The sequence below is a fragment of the Rhodococcus sp. Z13 genome (assembly GCF_025837095.1).
Taxonomy (GTDB): Bacteria; Actinomycetota; Actinomycetes; order Mycobacteriales; family Mycobacteriaceae; genus Rhodococcus; species Rhodococcus sacchari.
The window spans coordinates 3,442,749-3,465,452 of sequence record NZ_CP107551.1 but is presented as its reverse complement, the minus strand read 5'-3'; the positions used below and the strand labels follow the sequence as shown (position 1 = coordinate 3,465,452).

The 22,704-nt window shown below is 66.8% G+C and carries 22 protein-coding genes and 4 tRNA genes; 25 read left to right on the top strand and 1 reads right to left on the bottom strand.

Annotated features, from left to right (window positions below; translation table 11 throughout):
* Positions 1–10 precede the first annotated feature (10 nt).
* A complete protein-coding gene (locus OED52_RS15765) occupies positions 11–502 on the bottom strand; it encodes a YajQ family cyclic di-GMP-binding protein (RefSeq protein WP_264151786.1) in 492 nt (163 codons plus the stop codon).
* Between the two features lie 150 nt (positions 503–652).
* On the opposite strand from OED52_RS15765, the gene OED52_RS15760 reads away from it, so the two are divergent.
* From OED52_RS15760 to rpoB, 25 genes are all read left to right on the top strand, one after another.
* Positions 653–735 (top strand) — tRNA-Tyr (locus OED52_RS15760).
* 287 nt (positions 736–1,022) lie between these two features.
* Positions 1,023–1,095, top strand: a tRNA-Thr gene (locus tag OED52_RS15755).
* Positions 1,096–1,138: 43 nt separating this feature from the next.
* Positions 1,139–1,214: transfer RNA gene (locus OED52_RS15750), tRNA-Met, on the top strand.
* A gap of 59 nt (positions 1,215–1,273) precedes the next feature.
* Complete coding sequence (rpmG, locus tag OED52_RS15745; protein WP_264151785.1) at positions 1,274–1,441, top strand: 50S ribosomal protein L33; 168 nt, start codon at positions 1,274–1,276, stop codon at positions 1,439–1,441.
* An 84-nt stretch (positions 1,442–1,525) separates the two neighbouring features.
* Positions 1,526–2,098 carry a (3R)-hydroxyacyl-ACP dehydratase subunit HadA gene (gene hadA, locus OED52_RS15740; RefSeq protein ID WP_264151784.1) on the top strand — a complete coding sequence of 191 codons (573 nt, stop codon included), beginning with the start codon at positions 1,526–1,528 and terminating at the stop codon, positions 2,096–2,098.
* Positions 2,085–2,510 (top strand): (3R)-hydroxyacyl-ACP dehydratase subunit HadB, encoded by a 426-nt coding sequence (gene hadB / locus OED52_RS15735; RefSeq protein ID WP_264151783.1) that lies wholly within the window; start codon positions 2,085–2,087, stop codon positions 2,508–2,510. The genes hadA and hadB overlap by 14 nt, the downstream gene beginning before the upstream one ends.
* A 180-nt stretch (positions 2,511–2,690) precedes the next feature.
* Positions 2,691–2,763, top strand: a tRNA-Trp gene (locus OED52_RS15730).
* 32 nt (positions 2,764–2,795) lie between these two features.
* Positions 2,796–3,221: a preprotein translocase subunit SecE gene (gene secE / locus OED52_RS15725; RefSeq protein ID WP_264151782.1), complete on the top strand. Its 426-nt coding sequence runs from the start codon at positions 2,796–2,798 to the stop codon at positions 3,219–3,221.
* 58 nt (positions 3,222–3,279) lie between these two features.
* Positions 3,280–4,089, top strand: a complete 810-nt coding sequence (gene nusG / locus OED52_RS15720) for a transcription termination/antitermination protein NusG (protein ID WP_264151781.1) — start codon at positions 3,280–3,282, stop codon at positions 4,087–4,089.
* Positions 4,090–4,184: 95 nt separating this feature from the next.
* Entirely contained in the window at positions 4,185–4,619 is a 435-nt protein-coding gene (gene rplK, locus OED52_RS15715) for a 50S ribosomal protein L11 (RefSeq protein ID WP_264151780.1), read from the top strand.
* Between the two features lie 84 nt (positions 4,620–4,703).
* On the top strand, positions 4,704–5,417 hold the full coding sequence (rplA, locus tag OED52_RS15710) for a 50S ribosomal protein L1 (protein ID WP_264151779.1): 714 nt from the start codon (positions 4,704–4,706) through the stop codon (positions 5,415–5,417).
* 409 nt (positions 5,418–5,826) lie between these two features.
* Positions 5,827–6,354: a 50S ribosomal protein L10 gene (gene rplJ, locus OED52_RS15705; RefSeq protein WP_264151778.1), complete on the top strand. Its 528-nt coding sequence runs from the start codon at positions 5,827–5,829 to the stop codon at positions 6,352–6,354.
* A gap of 123 nt (positions 6,355–6,477) precedes the next feature.
* Positions 6,478–6,867 carry a 50S ribosomal protein L7/L12 gene (rplL, locus tag OED52_RS15700; protein WP_264151777.1) on the top strand — a complete coding sequence of 130 codons (390 nt, stop codon included), beginning with the start codon at positions 6,478–6,480 and terminating at the stop codon, positions 6,865–6,867.
* 315 nt (positions 6,868–7,182) lie between these two features.
* A complete protein-coding gene (locus tag OED52_RS15695; RefSeq protein WP_318841885.1) occupies positions 7,183–8,280 on the top strand; it encodes an ABC transporter ATP-binding protein in 1,098 nt (365 codons plus the stop codon).
* 33 nt (positions 8,281–8,313) lie between these two features.
* Entirely contained in the window at positions 8,314–9,105 is a 792-nt protein-coding gene (locus OED52_RS15690; RefSeq protein ID WP_264151776.1) for an MlaE family ABC transporter permease, read from the top strand.
* A gap of 4 nt (positions 9,106–9,109) precedes the next feature.
* On the top strand, positions 9,110–9,970 hold the full coding sequence (locus tag OED52_RS15685) for an MlaE family ABC transporter permease (RefSeq protein WP_264151775.1): 861 nt from the start codon (positions 9,110–9,112) through the stop codon (positions 9,968–9,970).
* On the top strand, positions 9,967–11,343 hold the full coding sequence (locus OED52_RS15680) for an MCE family protein (RefSeq protein ID WP_264151774.1): 1,377 nt from the start codon (positions 9,967–9,969) through the stop codon (positions 11,341–11,343). Before OED52_RS15685 ends, OED52_RS15680 begins: the two co-directional genes overlap by 4 nt.
* Positions 11,340–12,419, top strand: coding sequence for an MCE family protein (locus tag OED52_RS15675; RefSeq protein WP_264151773.1), 1,080 nt, complete (start codon positions 11,340–11,342; stop codon positions 12,417–12,419). The genes OED52_RS15680 and OED52_RS15675 overlap by 4 nt, the downstream gene beginning before the upstream one ends.
* Positions 12,416–13,414, top strand: coding sequence for an MCE family protein (locus tag OED52_RS15670; RefSeq protein ID WP_264151772.1), 999 nt, complete (start codon positions 12,416–12,418; stop codon positions 13,412–13,414). Before OED52_RS15675 ends, OED52_RS15670 begins: the two co-directional genes overlap by 4 nt.
* Positions 13,414–14,667 carry an MCE family protein gene (locus tag OED52_RS15665; RefSeq protein ID WP_264151771.1) on the top strand — a complete coding sequence of 418 codons (1,254 nt, stop codon included), beginning with the start codon at positions 13,414–13,416 and terminating at the stop codon, positions 14,665–14,667. Before OED52_RS15670 ends, OED52_RS15665 begins: the two co-directional genes overlap by 1 nt.
* Positions 14,664–15,980 carry an MCE family protein gene (locus OED52_RS15660; protein WP_264151770.1) on the top strand — a complete coding sequence of 439 codons (1,317 nt, stop codon included), beginning with the start codon at positions 14,664–14,666 and terminating at the stop codon, positions 15,978–15,980. The genes OED52_RS15665 and OED52_RS15660 overlap by 4 nt, the downstream gene beginning before the upstream one ends.
* Entirely contained in the window at positions 15,977–17,224 is a 1,248-nt protein-coding gene (locus OED52_RS15655; protein ID WP_264151769.1) for an MCE family protein, read from the top strand. Before OED52_RS15660 ends, OED52_RS15655 begins: the two co-directional genes overlap by 4 nt.
* 134 nt (positions 17,225–17,358) lie before the next feature.
* Positions 17,359–17,946 (top strand): hypothetical protein, encoded by a 588-nt coding sequence (locus OED52_RS15650; protein ID WP_264154728.1) that lies wholly within the window; start codon positions 17,359–17,361, stop codon positions 17,944–17,946.
* Positions 17,947–17,992: 46 nt separating this feature from the next.
* Positions 17,993–18,823 carry a Tim44 domain-containing protein gene (locus OED52_RS15645; protein ID WP_264151768.1) on the top strand — a complete coding sequence of 277 codons (831 nt, stop codon included), beginning with the start codon at positions 17,993–17,995 and terminating at the stop codon, positions 18,821–18,823.
* 348 nt (positions 18,824–19,171) lie between these two features.
* Entirely contained in the window at positions 19,172–22,678 is a 3,507-nt protein-coding gene (rpoB, locus tag OED52_RS15640) for a DNA-directed RNA polymerase subunit beta (protein ID WP_264151767.1), read from the top strand.
* Positions 22,679–22,704 lie beyond the last annotated feature (26 nt).

Sequence of the window (22,704 nt, the reverse complement as noted above, 5' to 3'; positions counted from 1 at the left end):
TTCGGGGTCGTCAGCGGTAGTTGACGAACTGCAGCGCGATGTCGAGGTCTGCGTTCTTCAGCAGCGCGATCACGGCCTGCAGGTCGTCGCGCTTCTTGCCGCTCACACGCAGTTCGTCGCCCTGGATCTGGGCCTTGACGCCCTTGGGGCCCTCGTCGCGGATGAGCTTCGAGATCTTCTTCGCGTTCTCCTGGCTGATGCCCTGCACCAGGGTGCCGGTGATCTTGTAGGTCTTGCCGGACTGGACCGGCTCACCGGCGTCGAAGGACTTCAGCGACAGGTCGCGGCGGATCAGCTTCTCCTTGAAGACCTCGAGGGCGGCGCGCACACGGTCCTCGGTCTCGGCGGTGATCGTGATGGCCTCGTCGCCCGACCACTCGATGCGTGCGCCGGTGTTCCGGAAATCGAAGCGGGTGGAGATCTCCTTGGCCGCCTGGTTCAGTGCGTTGTCCACTTCCTGACGGTCGACCTTGCTCACCACGTCGAACGACGAATCTGCCACGTCTCACTCCACTTTCGGGTCGATTGCAAACGGGTTTCCGCCCACCGACGCTATCGGTTCGTACAGCGCCGTGACCACCCGGTTTGCGTTTCGGGGGGGTATGCGTTGTATTCTTCCAAACGCATCGAGGACGTGATCCCGATAGCACCCGGCAGGTTGCCCGAGCGGCCAATGGGAGCGGACTGTAAATCCGTCGGCGTATGCCTACGTAGGTTCGAATCCTACACCTGCCACCGGAAAGGCCCCGGTTCTTCGGAACCGGGGCCTTTCTGCATTCCGGGGTCCGTGTTCCGGGGCCGTGCACTCCGGTCCGGGTCCGTGTTCCGGACCGCCTGGCGGCTCCGGGGCGGTACGGGCCGGCCCTCCCGGGAGCGGTGCGGCGCAGGGGAGGGGAGAGGAGGTGGATCCGGGTGGTCGAAAAGCGCCCGGTTTTGGGCCTTTGACCTGGGGATTTTGTACTGGGACCGAGTGTGTGTAATCTTTTGGAGGCCGCAGCGAGCAGAGATGCTCCGGTGGCCACGCCCCCTTAGCTCAGTCGGCAGAGCGTTTCCATGGTAAGGAAAAGGTCGACGGTTCGATTCCGTCAGGGGGCTCGCTGGATTGAGGTGCCGCCATCGTAGCGACACTCGACACCGAGGCGGTGTAGCTCAGTTGGTAGAGCAAACGACTCATAATCGTTGCGTCGCCGGTTCAAGTCCGGTCACCGCTACCAAAGTTCAATGGATCCACCCTGATCGTTAATGATCGGATTGACGCGAAAGAAGGCATCCCGTGGCCTCCTCTACTGACGTTCGGCCGAAGATCACCCTGGCCTGCGAGGTGTGCAAGCACCGCAACTACATCACCAAGAAGAATCGGCGCAACGACCCCGACCGGCTCGAGCTGAAGAAGTTCTGCCCGAACTGCGGTACGCATCAGACGCACCGCGAGTCGAAGTAGCCAGTCGGACAGACGTCGACGCGTGAGGTCTCCGCAATACCGACCGCGCCAGTTGGCGTCGCCGGAATTGCGGAGGTTTTGCGTATGACGGACTTGCTCGTGAACCAGGAATCTGTGGAGGCGACCGAACAGGCCGGGATCCCGTTCGACGCCGCCGCGCACGCCAAGTCGATGGTCGGGCACCACTACCGTGTGGCCGACTACTACGAGGTCGGGCGCGAGAAGATCCGCGAGTACGCCCGAGCCGTCCGCGACTTCCACCCGGCACACCACGACGACGAGGCCGCCCGCGGTCTCGGTTACGACGGGGTGATCGCCCCCCTGACGTTCGTCTCCATCATCGGCATGATCGCGCAGCGCAAGCTGTTCGAGGAGGTCGTCACCGGTTACGACCTCAGCCAGATCATGCAGACGGACCAGCGCATGGTGTACCACCGCCCGATCGTGGCCGGTGATCGCCTGTTCTGCGACGTCTACCTCGACGACTTCCGTCAGGCCGCCGGCAGCGACATCATCACCACGAAGAACGTCATCACCGACGCGTACGACAACCTCGTGCTCACCTCGTGGACGACGCTCGTGGCCCGGTCCGGCGGAGAGGTCGACGAGAACATCGCTCACGCCGTCAAGGATGTGGTGATGCATGTCGCTCCGTAGTTTCGAGGACGTCTCCGTAGGGGACGAACTCCCACCCAAGACCGTCACTCTGACCCGCGGTAACCTGGTCCATTACGCGGGTGTGTCGGGTGATCCCAACCCGATCCACTGGAGCGACAAGGTCGCCGAGCTCGCCGGCTTGCGTGATGTCGTCGGGCACGGCATGCTCTCGATGGGCATCGCAGCCGGCTTCGTCACGGAGTGGCTGGGAGACCCCGGAGCGGTGACCGAATACAACGTTCGGTTCACCAGTCCGGTATATGTGGAGGCCGACAAGGCCGCCGCGATCGAGTTCACCGGCAAGATCAAGTCGATGGACGCGGAAAGCAAGACAGCAGTGGTCGCTATAGTGGCAAGGTCCGAGGGTCGTAAGATCTTCGGTCGGGCCACGGCAACGGTCCGTTTGGCCTGACGGCCAGCGGATTGGGTTTGTCCCGGGGCAATGCAGTACACTTAGGCTTCTGGGATCGCATAGCAGCGCGCTGCTCTTCGAAGGCCGTAACGGCCCGACGGAGTGGCGCGCGTGTCATGTGGTCGCAGATGGGTCGATTCCGGACCCTCGCGTGAGGCGAGCGGTCGAAGGATCGACCAAAGGGGCGTAGCTCAATTGGCAGAGCAGCGGTCTCCAAAACCGCAGGTTGCAGGTTCAAGTCCTGTCGCCCCTGCCCCCGGACTGCCAGCGACCGAGAGGAACGATGTGAGCGAGGAGCGCGGTCAGCGCGACAGCGGCACAGCAGGGTCCACCCCCGGCGACGCTGACACGACCACCGGCGCGACCCCCGACGGTTCCTCTGCGGCCGCTCGTCCGAGCGGCAAGCGCGCCGCCCGTCGCGGAGCCGGTTCCTCGGCATCCGAGAAGACCGCGGTGTCCACGACGAAGACGACCCGTTCGGCCACGGCCGTGGGCGACCGTCCCGCCGCAAAGAAGTCCGAGAACATCTTCAAGCGCCTCAGCCGCTTCTTCCGTGAGGTCATCGCCGAGCTCCGCAAGGTGATCTGGCCGAACCGCAAGCAGCTGACCACCTACACGATCGTCGTGCTGGTGTTCGTGGCTGCCATGACGGCGTTCATCTTCGGATTGGATCTGGCGTTCGTACAGGGCGTCAGCTGGTTGTTCGGCTAGCGCCTGTCCTGCACAGCGCGCGAGACGAAAAATGTGATCGACGAGAGGAAAGTGCCCGGTGAGCACCCCCGAGAACGACTCGTACGAGCCTTCGGCCGAAGAGCACGTTTCGGACGAGGCCTTGGTTGACGACGCGACGGCAGAGTCGGCGGAGGCGGGCACCGAGGCCCTCGAGTCCGAGACCCCGCTCGCCGACGCGACCGCCGACGAGACGGAGGGCGACGCCCCCGAGGCCGCCGAAGCCGAGGTCGACCCGGCTGCAGAGCTCGAGAAGCAGTTGCGCCGTGAGGCCGGCGACTGGTACGTCGTGCACTGCTACGCCGGCTACGAGAACAAGGTCAAGACCAACCTCGAGACCCGCGTGCAGAACCTGGACCTGGGCGACTACATCTTCCAGGTCGAGGTGCCCACCGAAGAGGTCACCGAGATCAAGAACGGTCAGCGCAAGCAGGTCAACCGCAAGGTCCTGCCCGGCTACGTCCTGGTGCGCATGGAGCTCAACGACGAGTCGTGGGGCGCCGTCCGCAACACCCCCGGTGTGACCGGTTTCGTGGGCGCCACCTCGCGCCCGTCGCCGCTGACCATCAAGGAGGTCGTGAAGTTCCTCCTCCCGCAGCAGGCCGCGAAGAAGCCCGCTGCCGGTGCCCAGACGGCCGGCGAGCAGGCTCCTGCCGCCGTGTCCAAGCCCACCATCGAGGTGGACTTCGAGGTCGGCGAGTCGGTGACCGTCATGGACGGCCCGTTCGCCACGCTGCCCGCCTCCATCAGCGAGGTGAACGCCGAGCAGCAGAAGCTCAAGGTCCTGGTGTCGATCTTCGGCCGCGAGACTCCTGTGGAGCTGTCGTTCAACCAGGTGTCGAAGATCTGACGGTCGCGAGGATCCGACGGCGCCGGCACCCGGCGCACACAAGCTTGCAGTAGCAATACGCAAGATCCACACCGAGCAAGAAACTAGGAATAGAGATGCCCCCCAAGAAGAAGAAGATCGCCGGGCTCATCAAGCTCCAGATCCAGGCCGGTCAGGCCAACCCGGCTCCGCCGGTCGGCCCCGCGCTGGGTCAGCACGGCGTCAACATCATGGAGTTCTGCAAGGCCTACAACGCCGCGACGGAGTCGCAGCGTGGCAACGTCGTGCCGGTCGAGATCACGGTCTACGAGGACCGTTCCTTCGACTTCAAGCTGAAGACGCCGCCGGCCGCCAAGCTGCTGCTCAAGGCAGCGGGTGTGCAGAAGGGCTCCGGCGAGCCGCACAAGACCAAGGTCGCCTCCGTGACCATGGACCAGCTGCGCGAGATCGCCAAGGTCAAGCAGGAAGACCTCAACGCCAACGACATCGAGGCCGCCGCGAAGATCATCGCCGGCACCGCGCGCTCGATGGGCATCACGGTCGAAGGCTGATCGAACCAGCACGTGTGGGAGGGCCGGCCAGGCCCGCTACCACCCCCGAACCATTCACCGTCCGGTGAGAAGTTAGGACAGAACATGGCAAAGCGCAGCAAGGCATACCTCGCCGCCGCCGAGAAGATCGATTCGAACAACCTGTACTCCCCGCTCGCGGCTGCGAAGCTCGCGAAGGAGACGTCGTCGAAGAACTACGACGCCACCGTCGAGGTCGCCATGCGACTCGGTGTGGACCCCCGTAAGGCGGACCAGATGGTGCGCGGCACGGTCAACCTGCCCCACGGCACGGGTAAGACCGCTCGCGTCGTCGTCTTCGCGGTCGGCGAGAAGGCCGCCGAGGCCGAGGCCGCCGGTGCCGACGTCGTCGGTGCCGAGGACCTGATCGAGCGCATCCAGGGCGGCTGGACCGACTTCGACGCCGCGATCGCGACCCCGGACCAGATGGCCAAGGTCGGTCGTATCGCTCGCGTCCTCGGTCCCCGTGGCCTCATGCCGAACCCGAAGACCGGCACGGTCACCCCGGACGTTGCGAAGGCCGTCACCGACATCAAGGGCGGCAAGATCAACTTCCGTGTCGACAAGAACGCCAACCTGCACTTCGTGATCGGCAAGGCCTCGTTCGACGAGAACAAGCTGGTCGAGAACTACGCCGCCGCTCTGGACGAGGTGCTCCGTGCCAAGCCGTCCAGCGCCAAGGGCCGCTACATCAAGAAGATCACGATCGCCACGACCACCGGCCCGGGCATCCCGGTGGACCCGCAGCGCACGCGTAACCTTCTCGAGGACGCCGAGTAAGGTTCTCGCTCCCGCAGCGAGTACCCCTCGTACTCTTCACGGAACGGCCGGCACAGCATCGCTGTGCCGGTCGTTTTGCATTCTCCGCACGTCGTCGGCTACAGTGGTCGGGTAGTTCGGCGTGTGCCGATCTTCACCCCGATCATGTTCTACCCAAGACCGTTGGTCATCGCTTCCGCGTGCGGAATCGATTGAAGGTCCGGATCCATCCGGCGGCCCACGCAGGTGAACGAGGTTAGGGGAGATGCGAACTCCGACTGCGCTCTCGGGCGCGATCGATGTTCCTCCTCCTGTACGCCCCGTGTGCCCTGCGCCCGGGGCGTTCGTCGTTTCCGGCGCCCTTCGGTCCCCGGTGGGGCGTCCCAATCGGGACACCGGGAAAACGACTGTTACTGAGAGGAGGCGAAGTATGGCAAAGCCCGAGAAGGTTTCCGCAGTTGCGGAGATCACCGAGCAGTTCAAGACCTCCACGGCTGCCGTGATCACGGAATACCGTGGTCTGTCGGTGGGAAGTCTGACCGAGCTGCGTCGCGCTCTCGGAGAGGGTGCCACCTACTCCGTCGCCAAGAACACCCTGGTCAAGCGTGCCGCCGCTGAGGCGGGCGTCGAGGGTCTCGACGACCTGTTCGTCGGTCCGACCGCCATCGCGTTCGTCAAGGGCGAGCCGGTGGACGCTGCGAAGGCTCTGAAGAACTTCGCGAAGGACAACAAGGCTCTCGTCATCAAGGGCGGCTACATGGACGGCGCTGCGCTGTCCGTGGAGCAGGTCAACCAGATCGCGGACCTCGAGTCCCGCGAGGTGCTGTTGGCCAAGCTCGCCGGCGCGATGAAGGGCAACTTGGCAAAGGCTGCCGGCCTGTTCAATGCCCCCGCTTCTCAGGTGGCGCGCCTCGCGGCCGCTCTGCAGGAGAAGAAGGCGGGCGAAGAGGCTGCCTGATTTCGATCCGCCCCACGGCGAATCGGCATCACTGCGAAAGAAACATCCATGCGTGCCCCGGCACGCACCCTCCCATCCGGTCGCCACACGGCGAGATGGGACTTATCAGGAAGGACCGCCACCATGGCGAAGCTCACCACCGAAGAGCTGCTCGACGCTTTCAAGGAACTGACCCTGCTCGAGCTCTCGGAGTTCGTCAAGGCCTTCGAGGAGACCTTCGAGGTCACCGCTGCTGCTCCGGTCGCCGTCGCCGCTGCCGGTGCTCCGGCCGCCGGTGCCGCTGAGGCCGAGTCCGAGCAGGACGAGTTCGACGTCATCCTCGAGGGTGCCGGCGACAAGAAGATCCAGGTCATCAAGGTCGTTCGCGAGATCGTCTCCGGCCTGGGCCTGAAGGAGGCCAAGGACCTCGTCGAGGGTGCTCCGAAGCCGATCCTGGAGAAGGTCGCCAAGGACGCTGCCGACGCTGCCAAGGCCAAGCTCGAGGAGGCCGGCGCCAAGGTCACCGTCAAGTAAGACGGTTTCCACCTCCCGGTGGGCGTCTCCGACGCCTGTCGGACGGTAAGCCTGCAAGGGCCGTTCCCGCGAAATACACTCGCGGGAACGGCCCTTCGGCGTATCCGGGCCGGGTACGGCCCGTCGATCTCCCGCCCGTCGGTGCCGTGGCGGAAGCCTGCGTTCCTGCAGGTCACTGCATAAGTTGACCTATGTCGCTGCGGTTGTACCCGATCCTTACTCATTAGTAGGATCGGTTGTCACAGCTACCACTTCGATGCGATAGAGTGGCCCAACCCACACGTGGGGGCTACTGCATCGGACAGCGCGGAGGTAATGGTGGGAGTCGAGGTTTCCGTCGAGGGGCTGACCAAGTCCTTCGGCTCGCAACGAATCTGGCAGGACGTGACACTCACGCTCCCGGCGGGTGAGGTCAGTGCACTGCTCGGCCCGTCGGGCACCGGCAAGTCGGTGTTCCTCAAGTCGCTGATCGGTCTGCTGCGTCCCGAAGAGGGCTCGATCGTCATCGACGGCACCGACATCCTGCAGTGCTCGAGCAAGGAGCTCTACGAGATCCGCAAGCTGTTCGGGGTGCTGTTCCAGGACGGTGCGCTGTTCGGATCGATGAATCTGTACGACAACGTCGCGTTCCCGCTGCGCGAGCACACCAAGAAGTCCGAATCCGAGATCCGGCAGATCGTGATGAGCAAACTCGAGCTCGTCGGTCTGCTCGGCGCCGAGAGCAAGCTCCCGGGTGAGATCTCCGGCGGTATGCGCAAGCGCGCCGGCCTGGCCCGCGCCCTGGTGCTCGACCCCGAGATCATCCTGGTCGACGAGCCCGACTCGGGTCTGGATCCGGTTCGCACCACCTACATCTCGCAGACGTTGATCGACATCAACGCCGAGATCGACGCGACCATCCTGATCGTGTCGCACAACATCAACCTGGCACGCACGGTGCCCGACAACATCGGCATGCTCTTCCGCCGACAGCTGGTCATGTTCGGACCTCGCGAAGTGCTGCTGACCTCCGACGAACCGGTCGTCAAGCAGTTCCTCAACGGCACCATGATCGGCCCGATCGGCATGTCGGAGGAGAAGGACGAGGCCACTATGGCCCACGAGCAGGCGCTCGTCGAGGCCGGTCACCACGCCGGTGGCGTCGAGGATGTCGAGGGCATCGTCCCGCAGATGCAGGCCACCCCCGGCATGCCCGAACGCAAGGCCGTGCGGCGCCGCCAGGAGCGGGTGCGCTCGATCCTGCACACCCTGCCAGAGAAGGCTCAGCAGGCCATCCTCGAAGACCTCGAGCACGGCGGCGTCGCCCCCGCTCACTCCGGCTATCCCGCACAGCACGGCTACGCGGACGACGACACCCAGGTCATCCCGGTCTACTCCCCGGAGGGACCCCAGCAGCCGCAGGCCCAGAACTAGCACAGCCCCGGGGCTGACGAAGTAGGAGAGTAGATGGGGGCTGGTAGCTCACTCGTGCGCCCTGTGCACGGGGCACTCACCCAGGCCGGGAACATCGTCGAACTGTTCGTAGAGGTCGTGCGGAACACCTTCCGCCGGCCCTTCCAGTTCCGCGAGTTCATCGAGCAGGCATGGTTCATCGCCAGTGTGACGATCCTGCCGACCGCGCTCGTCGCGATCCCGTTCGGTGCGGTCGTGTCGCTGCAGACCGGGTCGCTGATCAAGCAGCTCGGTGCCGAATCGTTCACCGGTGCCGCGAGCGTCCTCGCGGTGATCCAGCAGGGCAGTCCCATCGTGACCGCCCTGCTCATTGCCGGTGCCGCCGGCTCGGCCGTCACCGCCGATCTCGGTTCGCGCACGATCCGCGAGGAGATCGACGCCATGGAGGTGCTGGGCATCAACCCCGTCCAGCGCCTCGTCGTCCCCCGTGTACTCGCCATGATGTTCGTCGCCGTCCTGCTCAACGGACTCGTGTCCGTCATCGGCATCGCCGGCGGCTACTTCTTCAACGTGGTCCTGCAGGGAGGTACACCGGGTGCCTATCTCGCCTCGTTCTCGGCTCTCGCGCAGCTCCCCGATCTCTACGTCGCCGAGCTCAAGGCCCTCATCTTCGGCCTGATCGCCGGGGTCGTCGCCGCCTACAAGGGGCTGCACCCCGGAGCCGGGCCGAAGGGCGTCGGTGAAGCCGTGAACCAGACCGTCGTCATCACGTTCCTGTTGCTGTTCTTCGCGAACCTGATCCTGACGATGGTGTACCTGCAGATCGTTCCTGCGAAGGGATCCTGACCAGATGACAGTCTCCAGAGGCCGCGGAGATCTCCTGCTTCTCCGGGGTCGCCGAGCGGTGCGCGCACCGTTGAACGTGCTCGACCGCGCCGGGGATCAGATGTCCTTCTACGCGCGGGCCGTCGCGTGGACCCCGCGGACCGTCACGCACTACCGCAAGGAGGTGCTGCGGCTGCTCGCCGAGGTCACCTTCGGCAGCGGCGCGCTCGCCGTCATCGGCGGCACGATCGGCGTCATCGCGATGATGTCCGGCTTCACCGGCGTCGTCGTCGGTCTGCAGGGATACGCGGCGCTCGAACAGCTCGGCTCCTCGGTCCTCACGGGCTTCCTCTCCGCCTACGTCAACACCCGTGAGCTGGCTCCGATCGTCGCGGCGCTCGCCCTGTCGGCGACCGTCGGTTGCGGTTTCACCGCACAGCTCGGAGCCATGCGCATCAGCGAGGAGATCGACGCCCTCGAGGTCATGGCCGTGCCGTCGGTGCCGTTCCTGGTGACCTCCCGGATGATCGCCGGCTTCGTCGCCGTGATCCCGCTGTACATCATCGGCCTGCTCGCGGCCTACCTCGCGACCCGCGTGATCAGCACCCTGTTCAACGGCCAGTCCAGCGGCTCGTACGACCACTACTTCTATCTGTTCCTACCACCGGAGGACGTCCTCTACTCGTTCGCGAAGGTGCTGGTGTTCGCGTTCGTCGTGATCCTCATCCACTGCTACTACGGGTTCCACGCCAGTGGCGGTCCCGCCGGTGTCGGTGTGGCGGTGGGTCGCGCGGTGCGTACCGCGATCGTCACCATCGCAGTCCTTGACTTCTTCCTCAGCCTCGCGATCTGGGGCACCACGACCACGGTGAGGGTGGCCGGATGAGCGAACCCACGACCTCCGTCCTGCGTCGCCGCGTGCTCGGCGTGATCTTCTTCCTCGTGGTGGCGCTGTTCCTGTACATCACGATCGCCTTCTACAACAAGACGTTCACGAAGGTGGTCGAGGTCGACCTGCGCACCGACAGCATCGGCAACGCGCTGCCGCTCAACGCCGACGTCAAGGCCCGTGGCGTGATCGTCGGTGAGGTGCGGGGCACGAGCGCCGAGGGCGGCAACGTCACCGCGCACCTGGCCATCCAGCCCGACAAGGCCGACCTGATCCCGGTCAATGCCACCGCGCAGCTGCTGCCGAAGACCCTCTTCGGTGAGCGCTACGTCTCGCTGATCATCCCGGAGGACCCGGGCCCGCCCATCAGCAACGGCGACGTTCTCCACCAGGACACCAGCGAGCGCACCGTCGAACTCGGCGAGGTGCTCGACGGGCTGCTGCCGTTGCTCGAGGCCATCCCGCCGCAGGATCTCGCCAATACCCTCGGCGCCCTCGCCCAGGGTCTGAGCGGACGCGGCGAGACCCTGGGCCGGACGGTCGACAACCTCGAGCAGATCTTCCGCGAGGTGAACGTCGAACTGCCCACCCTCCAGGAGGACCTGCGCGGGCTGGCGGACTTCTCCCAGACCTACGCCGACGCGGCCCCCGACCTGGTCGACGCGCTGAACAACCTGCGCACCACCGGCGACACCGTCGTCGAGAAGCAGAACCAGATCCGCACACTGCTCGCGAGCGGCACGACCGCGTCGTCGCTCACCGCGGACTTCGTCGAGCAGAACTCGCGGTCGATCATCTCGCTGTCCGCGGATTCGAAGGAGGCACTGCAGCTGCTGGCCCGGTACTCGCCGTCCTATCCGTGCATGCTCCGGGGCTTCGCCGATGCGCTCCCGGCCGCGACCGATCTCCTCGCCGCGGACGATCCCTTCCCCGGTGTGCGCGCGAACATCCAGTTCACGAACCCGAAGGGCCGCTACCTGCCCAACCAGGACGAGCCCCGCATGCTCGACGACCGGGGCCCTGCCTGCTACGACGACGTCCGGGAGCCCGGGCGGCCCTTCCCGCAGTACCCCGGCGGGTCGATCAACGACGGCTCCTACCAGGTGCCGTCCCGCAATCCGGGTCCGGCGAACATGAGCTACTTCCCCGCGCCGGAGGGTTCGGGTGTTCCCGATTCGGTGAGCGAGATCATCGGTCTCACCGGTGACGACGCCGCCACCCCCGTCTCGTATGCCGGCTCGCGCATGGAGCAGGAGACCCTCGACGTGATCTACGGCCAGGCCACGGGTGTCGACCCGGAGGAGGTCCCCTCGTGGACCACCCGGCTCGGCGCTCCCGCCATGCGCGGTGCGGAGGTGAGCTTCCAGTGAGAGGACTGACTGCACCCCTCGTCAAACTGGTGATCTTCGCCGTCGTCACGATCCTCGCGACGACCGTCCTCGCCGCGACCATCGCGAGCGTCGGGGGAAGAGGAGGCACGAAGTTCCACGCGATCTTCTCGGACGTCACTTCCCTCAACAAGGGTGACGACGTGCGCATCGCCGGTGTGCGGGTCGGCCAGGTGGAGGACATCTCCATCGTCAACGAGCGCGAGGCGAAGGTGACCTTCTCGCTCGAGCAACGTGACTGGCTGCCCGCGAGCGCCACTGCCACCATCCGCTACCGCAACCTCGTCGGCCAGCGGTACATCGCCCTCGGTCAGGGCGACGGCCGGCAGGGCGAGAAGCTGACCTCGGGCGACACCATCCCGCTCGACCGCACCAAGCCGGCGGTCAACCTGACCACCCTGTTCGACGGTTTCCGTCCGCTCTTCCAGACGCTCAGCGCGGAGGACGTGAACAAGCTGTCGTACCAGATCATCCAGGTCTTCCAGGGGGAGCGGGGCACCGTCGACGAACTCGTCCGCAGCACCGGGACGCTGACCAACACCATCGCCGACAAGGATCGCGTCATCGGTGCGGTGATCGACAACCTCAACACCGTGCTCGCCACGATCGACGAACGCGACGAGCAACTCGACTCGCTGCTCGTCAACACGCAGGCGCTGGTCAGCGGGCTCGCCGCCGACCGCGACACCGTCGGCGCGGCGGTGCAGTCGATGGCCGGTCTGACCGACGCGGTCTCCGACGTCCTCGAACCCACGCGACCGTCGATCGCCCAGTCGATCACGGCCCTGGATCAGCTGACCGGCACGCTGAACGGCCGGCGGGACTCCGTCGACGCCGTGCTGGAGAACCTGCCGGTCAAGCTGGAGAAGCTCGGCCGCGTCGCGAGCTACGGTTCGTGGTTCCAGTTCTACCTGTGCGGTATCGACATCATCGCGGGCCCCGGCTCCGTGCCGTATCTGAACCTGCCGACGGGGCTGCCCACGGTGAATCAACCCATCTACACGAATGCGGCCAAGAGGTGCACGCAGGAGGGGATGCAGGAGTTGCAGGGACGATGAGCAAACGCCGCAGTCCGGCTGCCGCCGGTGCCCTGGGCATCGTCGTGATTCTGCTGGCCACACTGTCCGCCTTCTTCCTCGACTCGTTGCCGATCATCGGGGCGGGGGCCACCTACAAGGCCGAGTTCAGCGAGGCCGCGGGCCTGAAACCCACCAATGAGGTGCGCATCGCCGGCGTCAAGGTCGGCAAGGTCACCGGGATCGAACTCGAAGGCGACCGGGTCGTCGTGTCCTTCCAGGTCAAGGACGCCTGGATCGGCAACGACACCTCCGCGTCGATCCAGATCAAGACGATCCTCGGGCAGAAGTACCTCGCGCTCGACCCGCGCGGCAGCGAGGTGTTGAACCCCGACGACCGGATCCCGCTGGAACGCACGGTCGCGCCCTACGACGTGATCGAGGCGTTCTCGTCGGCGGCCACCACCTTGGGTGAGATCGACTCGGACCAGCTCGCCGACAGCTTCCGGGCCCTGTCCGACGCGTTCGCCGACACCCCCGACGACATCCGGGCCTCGCTCGACGGCATCGGCCGGTTGTCGGAGACGATCTCCAGCCGTGACCAGGAGCTGAAGAAGCTGCTCGAAGCGACCGGCAACGTCTCGCAGGTTCTCGCCGACCGCAACGCCGAGTTCAACCGGCTGATCTCCGACGGTGCGCTGCTCGTCGCCGAGCTCAACAACCGGCAGCAGGCGATCTCCCAGCTGCTCGAGGGCACCAAGCGGTTGTCGACCGAGCTGTCGGGCCTGGTGGAGGAGAACCGCGAGCAGATCGGGCCGGCGCTGCAGAAGCTGCGCGGGGTCGTCGACATCCTCCAGGAGAACAACGACAACATCGACCGGGCCATGCAGCTGTACGAACCGTTCGCCCGCGTCTACACGAACGTGGTCGGCAACGGCCGGTGGTTCGACCAGGTGGTCGTGAACCTCACCCCGCCGGGCCTGCCCGAGATCCCGGGCTACCGTGAGCCCGGCCGCCGTCTGGAAGGGGGCAACTGATGGCGCACACCGACAACGGTGAGGCCCGGACGGGTCGCGGCCGCCTCGTCGCCCTCGTCGCGCTGGTCACGGCGGTCGCGGTGGCGATCGCCGGAGCCGGATGGTGGTTCCTCACCCGCTACGGGACGACGGAGATCACCGCCTACTTCGACAAGGCCGTCGGCATCTACGAGGGTTCCGACGTGCGGGTCCTCGGCGTCGAGGTGGGCACGGTGACGTCCGTGGAACCCCAGGGTGAGGTCGTGAAGGTCGGCATGCGGGTCAACCGCGGTGTCGACATCCCCGCCGACGCGCGGGCCGTGCAGATCACCCCGTCCGTGGTCGCCGACCGCTACGTCCAGCTCACCCCCGCCTACACCGGTGGCGAGAAGATGAGCAGCGGCGCCGTGATCGAACGGGACCGCACCGCGATCCCCGTCGAGGTCGACCAGCTCTACGCGAGCATCGAGGAACTGTCGCGGGCGCTCGGCCCCGAAGGCGCCAACAAGGAGGGCGCGCTCACGGACTTCGTTGAGGTCGGTGCCGAGAACCTCGCCGGCAACGGTGAGGCTCTGGGCAAGAGCATCGAGGAGCTGTCGAAGGCGGCGCGCACACTCAACGAATCGCGCGACGACCTGTACGGCACCATCGAGAACCTGCAGGTCTTCGTCAGCGCCCTCGCCGCCAACGACCAGCAGGTGCGCCAGTTCAACTCCCAGCTCGCCGACCTGTCCGGCTTCCTCGCCGGGGAGCGGCAGAACCTGGGGGAGGCGCTCAACCAGCTGTCGGTGACCCTCGGTGAGGTGGCGTCCTTCGTGCGCGACAACCAGGCCGCGCTGAAGGACAACGTCGACGCGCTCGTGCCCATCACCGAGACCGTCGCCAACCGCCGGCAGGAACTCGTCGACTCGCTGACCCTGCTGCCCCTGGCGGTGAGCAACCTCGTCAACTCCTACGACGCCGAGGCCGGTGTCCTGGCGTCGCGTCTGGTGCTGCCCGACCTGCAGGACCCCGCCGGGGTGATCTGCAAGCTGATCGATCTGGGTCAGCTGGTTCCCGGCGACCCGCGGTTCGAGCAGCTCGGCCGGCAGATGCGGCCGGTCATCGACCGCTGCCGCGACGTGGCGACGCAGATCACCGAGGACCAGCGTTCGCCGGATCTGATTCTGCCGTTCGGCGTGCTCAGCGGCGAGAACATCCAGCGGCAGGTCACCCCGGGCACCGTGCCCGGTGTGGTCTCGCCCCGGTTCGACCTCCAGGGAGGAGATCGGTGACCCGTACGGCGAGAGGGCCCCGCGCGACGGCCTTCGGCGCGGCGGCGTGTGCGGTCGCGGTGACGGTGACCGGCTGCGGCGGCCTGTCCGACATCCCGTTGCCGGGCGGCGCGAACGTGGGCAGCGACCCCATCCACGTGACCATCCAGTTCGACGATGTGCTCGACCTCGTCCCGCAGTCCAGTGTCAAGGTCGACGGTGTGCCGGTCGGCCGCGTCGAGAAGATCGCGGTGGCCTCCGACTACGGGTGGACCGCCGACGTCGACATCGTGCTCGACGGCGCGGTGGACCTGCCGGCGAACGCGTTCGCGACCGTCGAGCAGTCGAGCCTGCTGGGCGAGAAGTTCGTCCAGCTCACCCCGCCGGAAGGGGAGGCCCCGACCGGGCGGCTCTCGGACGGCGACGTGATCCCGCTCGACCGCACCCGGCACGCGACCGAACTCGAACCCGTCCTCGGTGCGCTGTCGCTGCTGCTCAACGGTGGCGGTGTGGGTCAGCTCGCGCCGGTGGTCGAGGAGCTGTCCACGGCCTTCGAGGGGCGGGAGGACACCACCCGTAGCCTGCTCGAGCAGGCCGAGGCGCTCATCACCGGCCTCGAACAGCAGCGTGACGACATCACCCGTGCCCTCGACGGCCTCGATGCGCTGACCGTGCGGGTCGCCGACCAGACCGACAAGATCGCGGCGGTCCTCGACGAGCTCCCGGTCGCCACAGAGGTGCTCGAACAGCAGCGGCCGCAGCTCACCGCGCTGCTCGCCCAGCTCGACCGCCTCGGCGAAGCCGGGGTGGACGTGCTCGAGCAGTCCAAGGACGACCTGATCGCCGACCTGCTGGCACTGCGGCCCACCCTGCAGCAGCTCGCCGCGTCGGGTGAGGATCTCGTCGACGCCCTCGCCTTCCTGCCCACCGTCCCGTTCCCGGACGGGGTCGAGAAGGTCACGCAGGGCAACTCGGTGAACCTGTTCCTCATCGTCGACCTGCAGATCGGTGACGCCCTCGCCGCGCTCGGCGTGGGGCAGGGCGAGCCGGTCTACCGCGAGCCGAAGTTCGGCTACCCGAAGCCGCTCGTCGATCCGTCCAATCCCTACTACGACGGCAACGGGCCGCGGCCGGGCTGGCCGACGGTGTCGCTGCTGCCGATCCTGCCCACCCCGCAGCAGATGGGTCTCGACCTGCCCGAGGGGGTGGAGATCCCCGGCCTGACGGATGCGTCGGCCGACCGGGAATCCGGAGACACGGACACCGGTGGCGGGGCCCCGCAGGGGCCGCTGCAGGGAGTACTGAATCAGCTCGGACTCGGGGGTGGGCAGTGAGATCACGCCTGGTGAAGGTGCAGCTCGCGTTGTTCGTGATCATCGCGCTGTTCGGTATCACCTTCGTCGGTGCCCGCTACGTGCGGCTCGACAATCTGATGGGCTTCGGCCAGTACACGGTGGACGTGCGTTTCCCGCGCGCCGGCGGCATCTTCGAGAACGCCGAGGTGACCTACCGCGGTGTCCCGGTGGGCCGGGTCGGCACGCTCTCGCTCACCGACGACGGCATCAACGTGGAGCTGCACCTGGACAACGGTGGCCCGCAGATCCCGGCGTCGGCGCGTCCCGTCGTGGCCAACCGCTCGGCGATCGGTGAGCAGTACATCGATCTCCTGCCGCCGAACGACGAGGGTCCCTATCTCGAGGACGGCTCCGTCATCGAGGGCGACGAGGAGGATCTGCCCACCCCGGTCGAGGACCTGCTGGTGAGCACGAACGGCCTGGTGCGGTCGGTGCCGCTGGAACCGCTCCGCACGGTCGTCACCGAACTCGGCGACGCCTTCGACGGTCGCGGCGACGACCTACAGGTGCTCGTCGACGCGCTCGCCGGGCTGAGCGACATGGGCGTGGAGTACCTGCCGCAGACCGTCGGGCTCGTGCGCGACAGTTACACGGTGCTGGCCACCCAGTCGGAGCAGTCGTCGGCGATCCGGCAGTTCAGCTCCGATCTCGAGCTGGTCACCGCGCAGCTGCGCGACAGCGACCCGGACCTGCGCCGCCTGATCGAGACCGGCACCGACGCGAGCGATCAGCTCACGCAGCTGATGCAGGGCACGGGCCCGGGTCTGACGGCGAACCTCACCAACCTCGCGCTGGTGGGGGAAACGGTGGCGCCGCAGGCGATCGCTCTGCAGCCGCTGCTGGCCTTCCTTCCCGCCGTCGCCGCCACCGCCAGCACCACCGCGCCGGGTGACGGCGCCGTCCGGCAGGGCATCGTGCTCGAAACCAACAACCCGCCGTCGTGCACCATCGGCTACGAGGGAACCCAGGAGATCCTGGCGCAGATGCGGGCCCAGGACCCGAACTTCGACGACACCCAGCAGGACTTCCCGTTCAACACGGAGGCGTCCTGCGAGGTGCCGCAGGGCAGCGTCACCGGTGTGCGGAGCGCGAACCGCATCGTCTTCGCCGATCCGGCGACCATCCAGCCCTGGGACTTCATCCCGAAGAAGGATCCCGACAAGCTCAACCTGAACCCGATCGCGACGCAGCTGGCGCCGTTGCTCGGGGTCACCCCGAAGTGAGCAGTGAGTAGGTTTGTGCAGTGAGTGAATCGACGCCGTCCCCGAGTTCGTCCGACGCGTCGTCCGCGCCGGCGCCCGCCACCGGCGGGGCGGGCAAGGACACGGCACGCAGGGTGGCGACGATCGTCGTCGGTGTGCTGGCTGCCGCCGCGCTGGTCGCGGCGGGCTGGTTCGGTTACGGCTGGGCCCGCGCGCTGATCGTGGAGAAGCCGGTCGCCGAGGCCCGTGACGCGGCGTTGTCGGGGGCCATGCAGGCCGCCGTCAACCTCAACAGCGTCGATGCCGACGACGTGGACACCTCGATCGAGAACATGCGCTCGTCGATCACCGGCGACGCGCTGGTAGGCGATCTCGAGGCGACCGAGCAGGACATCCGCGACCGGGTCGCCGAGACCGGCACGAGCATGTCCGCGGAGGTGCTGTTCGGCACGCTGACGGAGCTGAACACCGACGACGACGTGGCGAAGGCCCTCGTGGTGCTGGCGGTGCGCACGGATACCCCGCAGTTCTATGTGGTGAACAAGGTGCCGGTGGTGGTGTCGATGCGTGAGGACGGCGGGACGTGGAAGGCCGAGCTCATCGAGCCGCTCGTCTCCACGGAGATGGACGCGGGTGTGCCTCCGGGCGCGACGCCTCCGGCTCCTGCCGGCGATCCGGCGGCTCCGGCTCCCGCCGGCGATCCGGCACAGCAGAGCCCGCCGGAAGGGGAGGCCGGGCCGTGACGTTTCCCGCTCCGACCATCCGCACTTCGATCGAGGAGAAGAAGTAGTGCCCCCGCAGCGACGGAAGACCGGACCGAGCGGACCGCCGCGCCGGCGCCCGAAGGTCGCGGGTACCTCGCGACCGCCCCGCTCCACCCCGCCCGCCGAGCAGTCCGCCGAGCGGATCGTCCCGCCGACCGCGATCCCGGAGGAGACCCGGACCGGGCAGGTCCACCTCGACAAGGCGGCGCCGGAGGAGACGGCCACCGCGCCGGAGGCGGAGGACACGGCCACCGCGCCGGAGAGACCCGTCGAGGAGGTGCCGCCCGCGGCCCCGCAGCCCGCCGCCGGGTCCGAGCCGGAGCCCGAGCCCGAGTCCGAGCCCGAGACCGAGACCGGGGCCGGCCGGTCCCGGGGCTGGGGTCCGGTCGTGCTGCTCGGTGCCGTGGCGGTCGCGCTCGCCGTCGTCGCGGTGATCGCCGCGTTCCGTCCGGGTGCCGACGTCTCCAACCGGGCCTGGGTCGACAGCACTGCGACGCAGGAGGTCACCGAGGCCGCCAAGTCCGCGATCGAGGCCATGCACGGCTACGACTACCGGACCATCGACGAGGACTTCGCCCGGATCCGAGAGCTGCTGACCCCCGAACGGCTCGAGGAGTTCGACGAGACGGCGGAGGTGACCAAGCAGGCGGCGATCCAGACCAGCACGGTCACCGAGGTGAACGTGCTGCACATCGGCACCTCGATGCTCGACGACACGCACGCGGAGGTCGCCGCCTACATCAACGTCAGTGCCACCGGGGAGGGCATCGCGCAGGGGAGCGCGGCGGCGCCGCTGCTGGTCCGGATGGAGAAGACGGACGGCCGCTGGCTGGTGTCGGAGATCCGCGACCGGTAGGGGCGGAGGACCCGTTCCGGAAGCGCAGTCTTGACGCGGGCGACGGGAGCGGTCACTCTATCGGTACGCCTGTTCGACTAATCGGGCTCCGAGGCGAGCCGTTCGAGGTCGTTTGCCAGGCTTCTTTGAGGCACCCCTGTGGACATTTCTGCTCGTTCGGTGTAGGTTAGTTCTTTGCGCTGGCTGCCTCCTGTTCACCTTCTGATCCTCGAGTCGGAATTCGCCCGAGAGGGCAAGACCGTCCCGATGCGACCATGGGGTCTCCGTACGGGTTGCGACCAGCGAAAACGCCCCACATGAAGAAGCAGGTACAGCGGCGGTCGCACCGGTTGGAGCGGCCCGCGTGAGGTGCTGGAAGGACGCATCTTGGCAGTCTCTAGCCAGACCAAGGCAGTAGCCGGAATCCCCGGAGCCCCCGCGAGGGTTTCGTTCGCGAAGATTCGCGAACCCCTCGAGGTTCCTGGACTCCTCGATCTACAGACAGACTCCTTCGAATGGTTGATCGGCTCCGAGCGCTGGCGCGCGAAGGCTGCCGAACGTGGTGACGGTCCCGTCGTCGGAGGCCTGGAGGAGGTCCTCGAGGAGATCTCCCCGATCGAGGATTTCTCGGGCTCGATGTCCCTGTCCTTCTCCGATCCGCGCTTCGACGAGGTCAAGGCCTCCGTCGAGGAGTGCAAGGACAAGGACATGACGTACGCGGCTCCGCTGTTCGTCACCGCCGAGTTCATCAACAACAACACCGGCGAGATCAAGAGCCAGACGGTCTTCATGGGTGACTTCCCGATGATGACCGACAAGGGCACCTTCATCATCAACGGCACCGAGCGTGTCGTGGTGTCGCAGCTCGTGCGTTCGCCGGGCGTCTACTTCGACAAGACCGTCGACAAGAGCACCGAGAAGGACCTGCACAGCGTCAAGGTCATCCCGGGCCGCGGCGCCTGGCTGGAGTTCGACGTCGACAAGCGCGACACCGTCGGTGTCCGCATCGACCGCAAGCGCCGTCAGCCGGTCACCGTCCTGCTCAAGGCCCTCGGCTGGTCCACCGAGCAGATCGTCGAGCGTTTCGGGTTCTCCGAGATCATGATGTCGACGCTGGAGAAGGACAACACCGCCGGCACCGACGAGGCGCTGCTCGACATCTACCGCAAGCTCCGTCCGGGCGAGCCGCCGACCAAGGAGTCCGCGCAGACCCTGCTGGAGAACCTCTTCTTCAAGGACAAGCGCTACGACCTGGCGCGTGTGGGCCGTTACAAGATCAACCGCAAGCTCGGCCTCAACGCCGGCCAGCCGATCCAGGCGTCGACCCTCACCGAGGAAGACATCGTCGCCACGATCGAGTACCTCGTGCGTCTGCACGCGGGCGAGACCAAGATGACCGTCCCCGGCGGCGTCGAGGTTCCCGTCGAGGTCGACGACATCGACCACTTCGGCAACCGTCGTTTGCGCACGGTCGGCGAGCTCATCCAGAACCAGATCCGTGTGGGCCTGTCCCGCATGGAGCGCGTGGTCCGCGAGCGCATGACCACTCAGGACGTCGAGGCGATCACGCCGCAGTCGCTGATCAACATCCGTCCGGTCGTCGCTGCGATCAAGGAGTTCTTCGGAACCTCCCAGCTGTCGCAGTTCATGGACCAGAACAACCCGCTGTCGGGCCTGACCCACAAGCGTCGCCTGTCGGCCCTCGGCCCCGGTGGTCTGTCGCGTGAGCGCGCCGGCCTCGAGGTCCGCGACGTCCACCCGTCGCACTACGGCCGTATGTGCCCGATCGAGACCCCGGAAGGCCCGAACATCGGCCTGATCGGTTCGCTCTCGGTCTACGCCCGGGTCAACCCCTTCGGTTTCATCGAGACGCCGTACCGCAAGGTCGTCGACGGTGTCGTCACCGACGAGGTCGAGTACCTGACCGCCGACGAGGAGGATCGTTACCTCATCGCGCAGGCGAACTCGCCGGTGACCTCGGAGAACCGTTTCGCCGAGGACCGCGTGCTCGTCCGCAAGAAGGGCGCGGAGATCGAGTACGTCCCGGCCGACCAGGTCGAGTACATGGACGTCTCGCCGCGCCAGATGGTGTCGGTCGCGACCGCCATGATCCCGTTCCTCGAGCACGACGACGCCAACCGTGCCCTCATGGGTGCGAACATGCAGCGTCAGGCCGTGCCGCTGGTGCGCAGCGAGGCCCCGGTCGTCGGCACCGGCATGGAGCTGCGTGCCGCCGTCGACGCCGGCGACGTCATCGTCACCGAGAAGAGCGGTGTCATCGAGGAGGTCTCCGCGGACTTCATCACGGTGATGGCCGACGACGGCACCCGCAAGACCTACCGTCTGCGCAAGTTCGAGCGTTCCAACCAGGGCACCTGCGCCAACCAGCGTCCGATCGTGGACGAGGGCCAGCGCGTCGAGGCCGGTCAGGTCCTCGCCGACGGCCCCTGCACCGAGAACGGTGAGATGGCGCTCGGCAAGAACCTGCTCGTGGCGATCATGCCGTGGGAGGGCCACAACTACGAGGACGCGATCATCCTGTCGCAGCGCCTCGTGGAGGAGGACGTGCTCACCTCGATCCACATCGAGGAGCACGAGATCGACGCCCGCGACACCAAGCTCGGTGCCGAGGAGATCACCCGCGACATCCCGAACGTCTCGGACGAGGTCCTCGCAGATCTCGACGAGCGCGGCATCGTCCGCATCGGTGCCGAGGTCCGCGACGGCGACATCCTCGTCGGCAAGGTCACCCCGAAGGGCGAGACCGAGCTGACCCCCGAGGAGCGCCTGCTCCGCGCGATCTTCGGTGAGAAGGCGCGCGAGGTGCGCGACACCTCGCTGAAGGTGCCCCACGGTGAGAGCGGCAAGGTCATCGGCGTCCGCGTGTTCTCGCGCGAGGACGACGACGATCTGCCCCCGGGTGTCAACGAGCTCGTGCGGGTCTACGTCGCCCAGAAGCGCAAGATCCAGGACGGCGACAAGCTCGCCGGCCGCCACGGCAACAAGGGCGTCATCGGCAAGATCCTCCCGCAGGAGGACATGCCGTTCCTGCCCGACGGCACCCCGGTCGACATCATCCTGAACACCCACGGTGTTCCGCGTCGTATGAACATCGGCCAGGTGCTCGAGACGCACCTCGGCTGGATCGGCAAGGCCGGCTGGAAGATCCAGGTCGCCGACGACGGTTCCCGTCCCGAGTGGGCGCAGAACCTGTCCGAGGAGATGCTGGCGGCCGAGCCGAACACCAACATCGCCACCCCTGTGTTCGACGGTGCACGCGAGGAGGAGCTGACGGGTCTGCTGTCCTCGACGCTGCCGAACCGCGACGGTGAGGTCATGGTCGGCCCCGACGGCAAGGCGACGCTCTTCGACGGGCGTTCCGGCGAGCCGTTCCCGTACCCGGTGTCGGTCGGCTACATGTACATCATCAAGCTGCACCACCTGGTCGACGACAAGATCCACGCGCGTTCGACCGGCCCGTACTCGATGATCACCCAGCAGCCGCTCGGCGGTAAGGCCCAGTTCGGTGGCCAGCGCTTCGGTGAGATGGAGTGCTGGGCCATGCAGGCCTACGGTGCCGCGTACACGCTCCAGGAACTCCTCACGATCAAGTCCGACGACGTGGTGGGCCGCGTCAAGGTCTACGAGGCGATCGTCAAGGGCGAGAACATCCCGGAGCCGGGCATCCCCGAGTCGTTCAAGGTTCTCCTCAAGGAGCTCCAGTCGCTGTGCCTGAACGTGGAGGTGCTCTCCAGCGACGGCGCCGCCATCGCCATGGCGGACGGCGACGACGAGGACCTCGAGCGGGCGGCCGCCAACCTGGGCATCAACCTTTCCCGCAACGAGTCGGCCACGGTCGACGACCTCGCGAACTAGGAGCCGACCCGATGCGGTACGTCGTC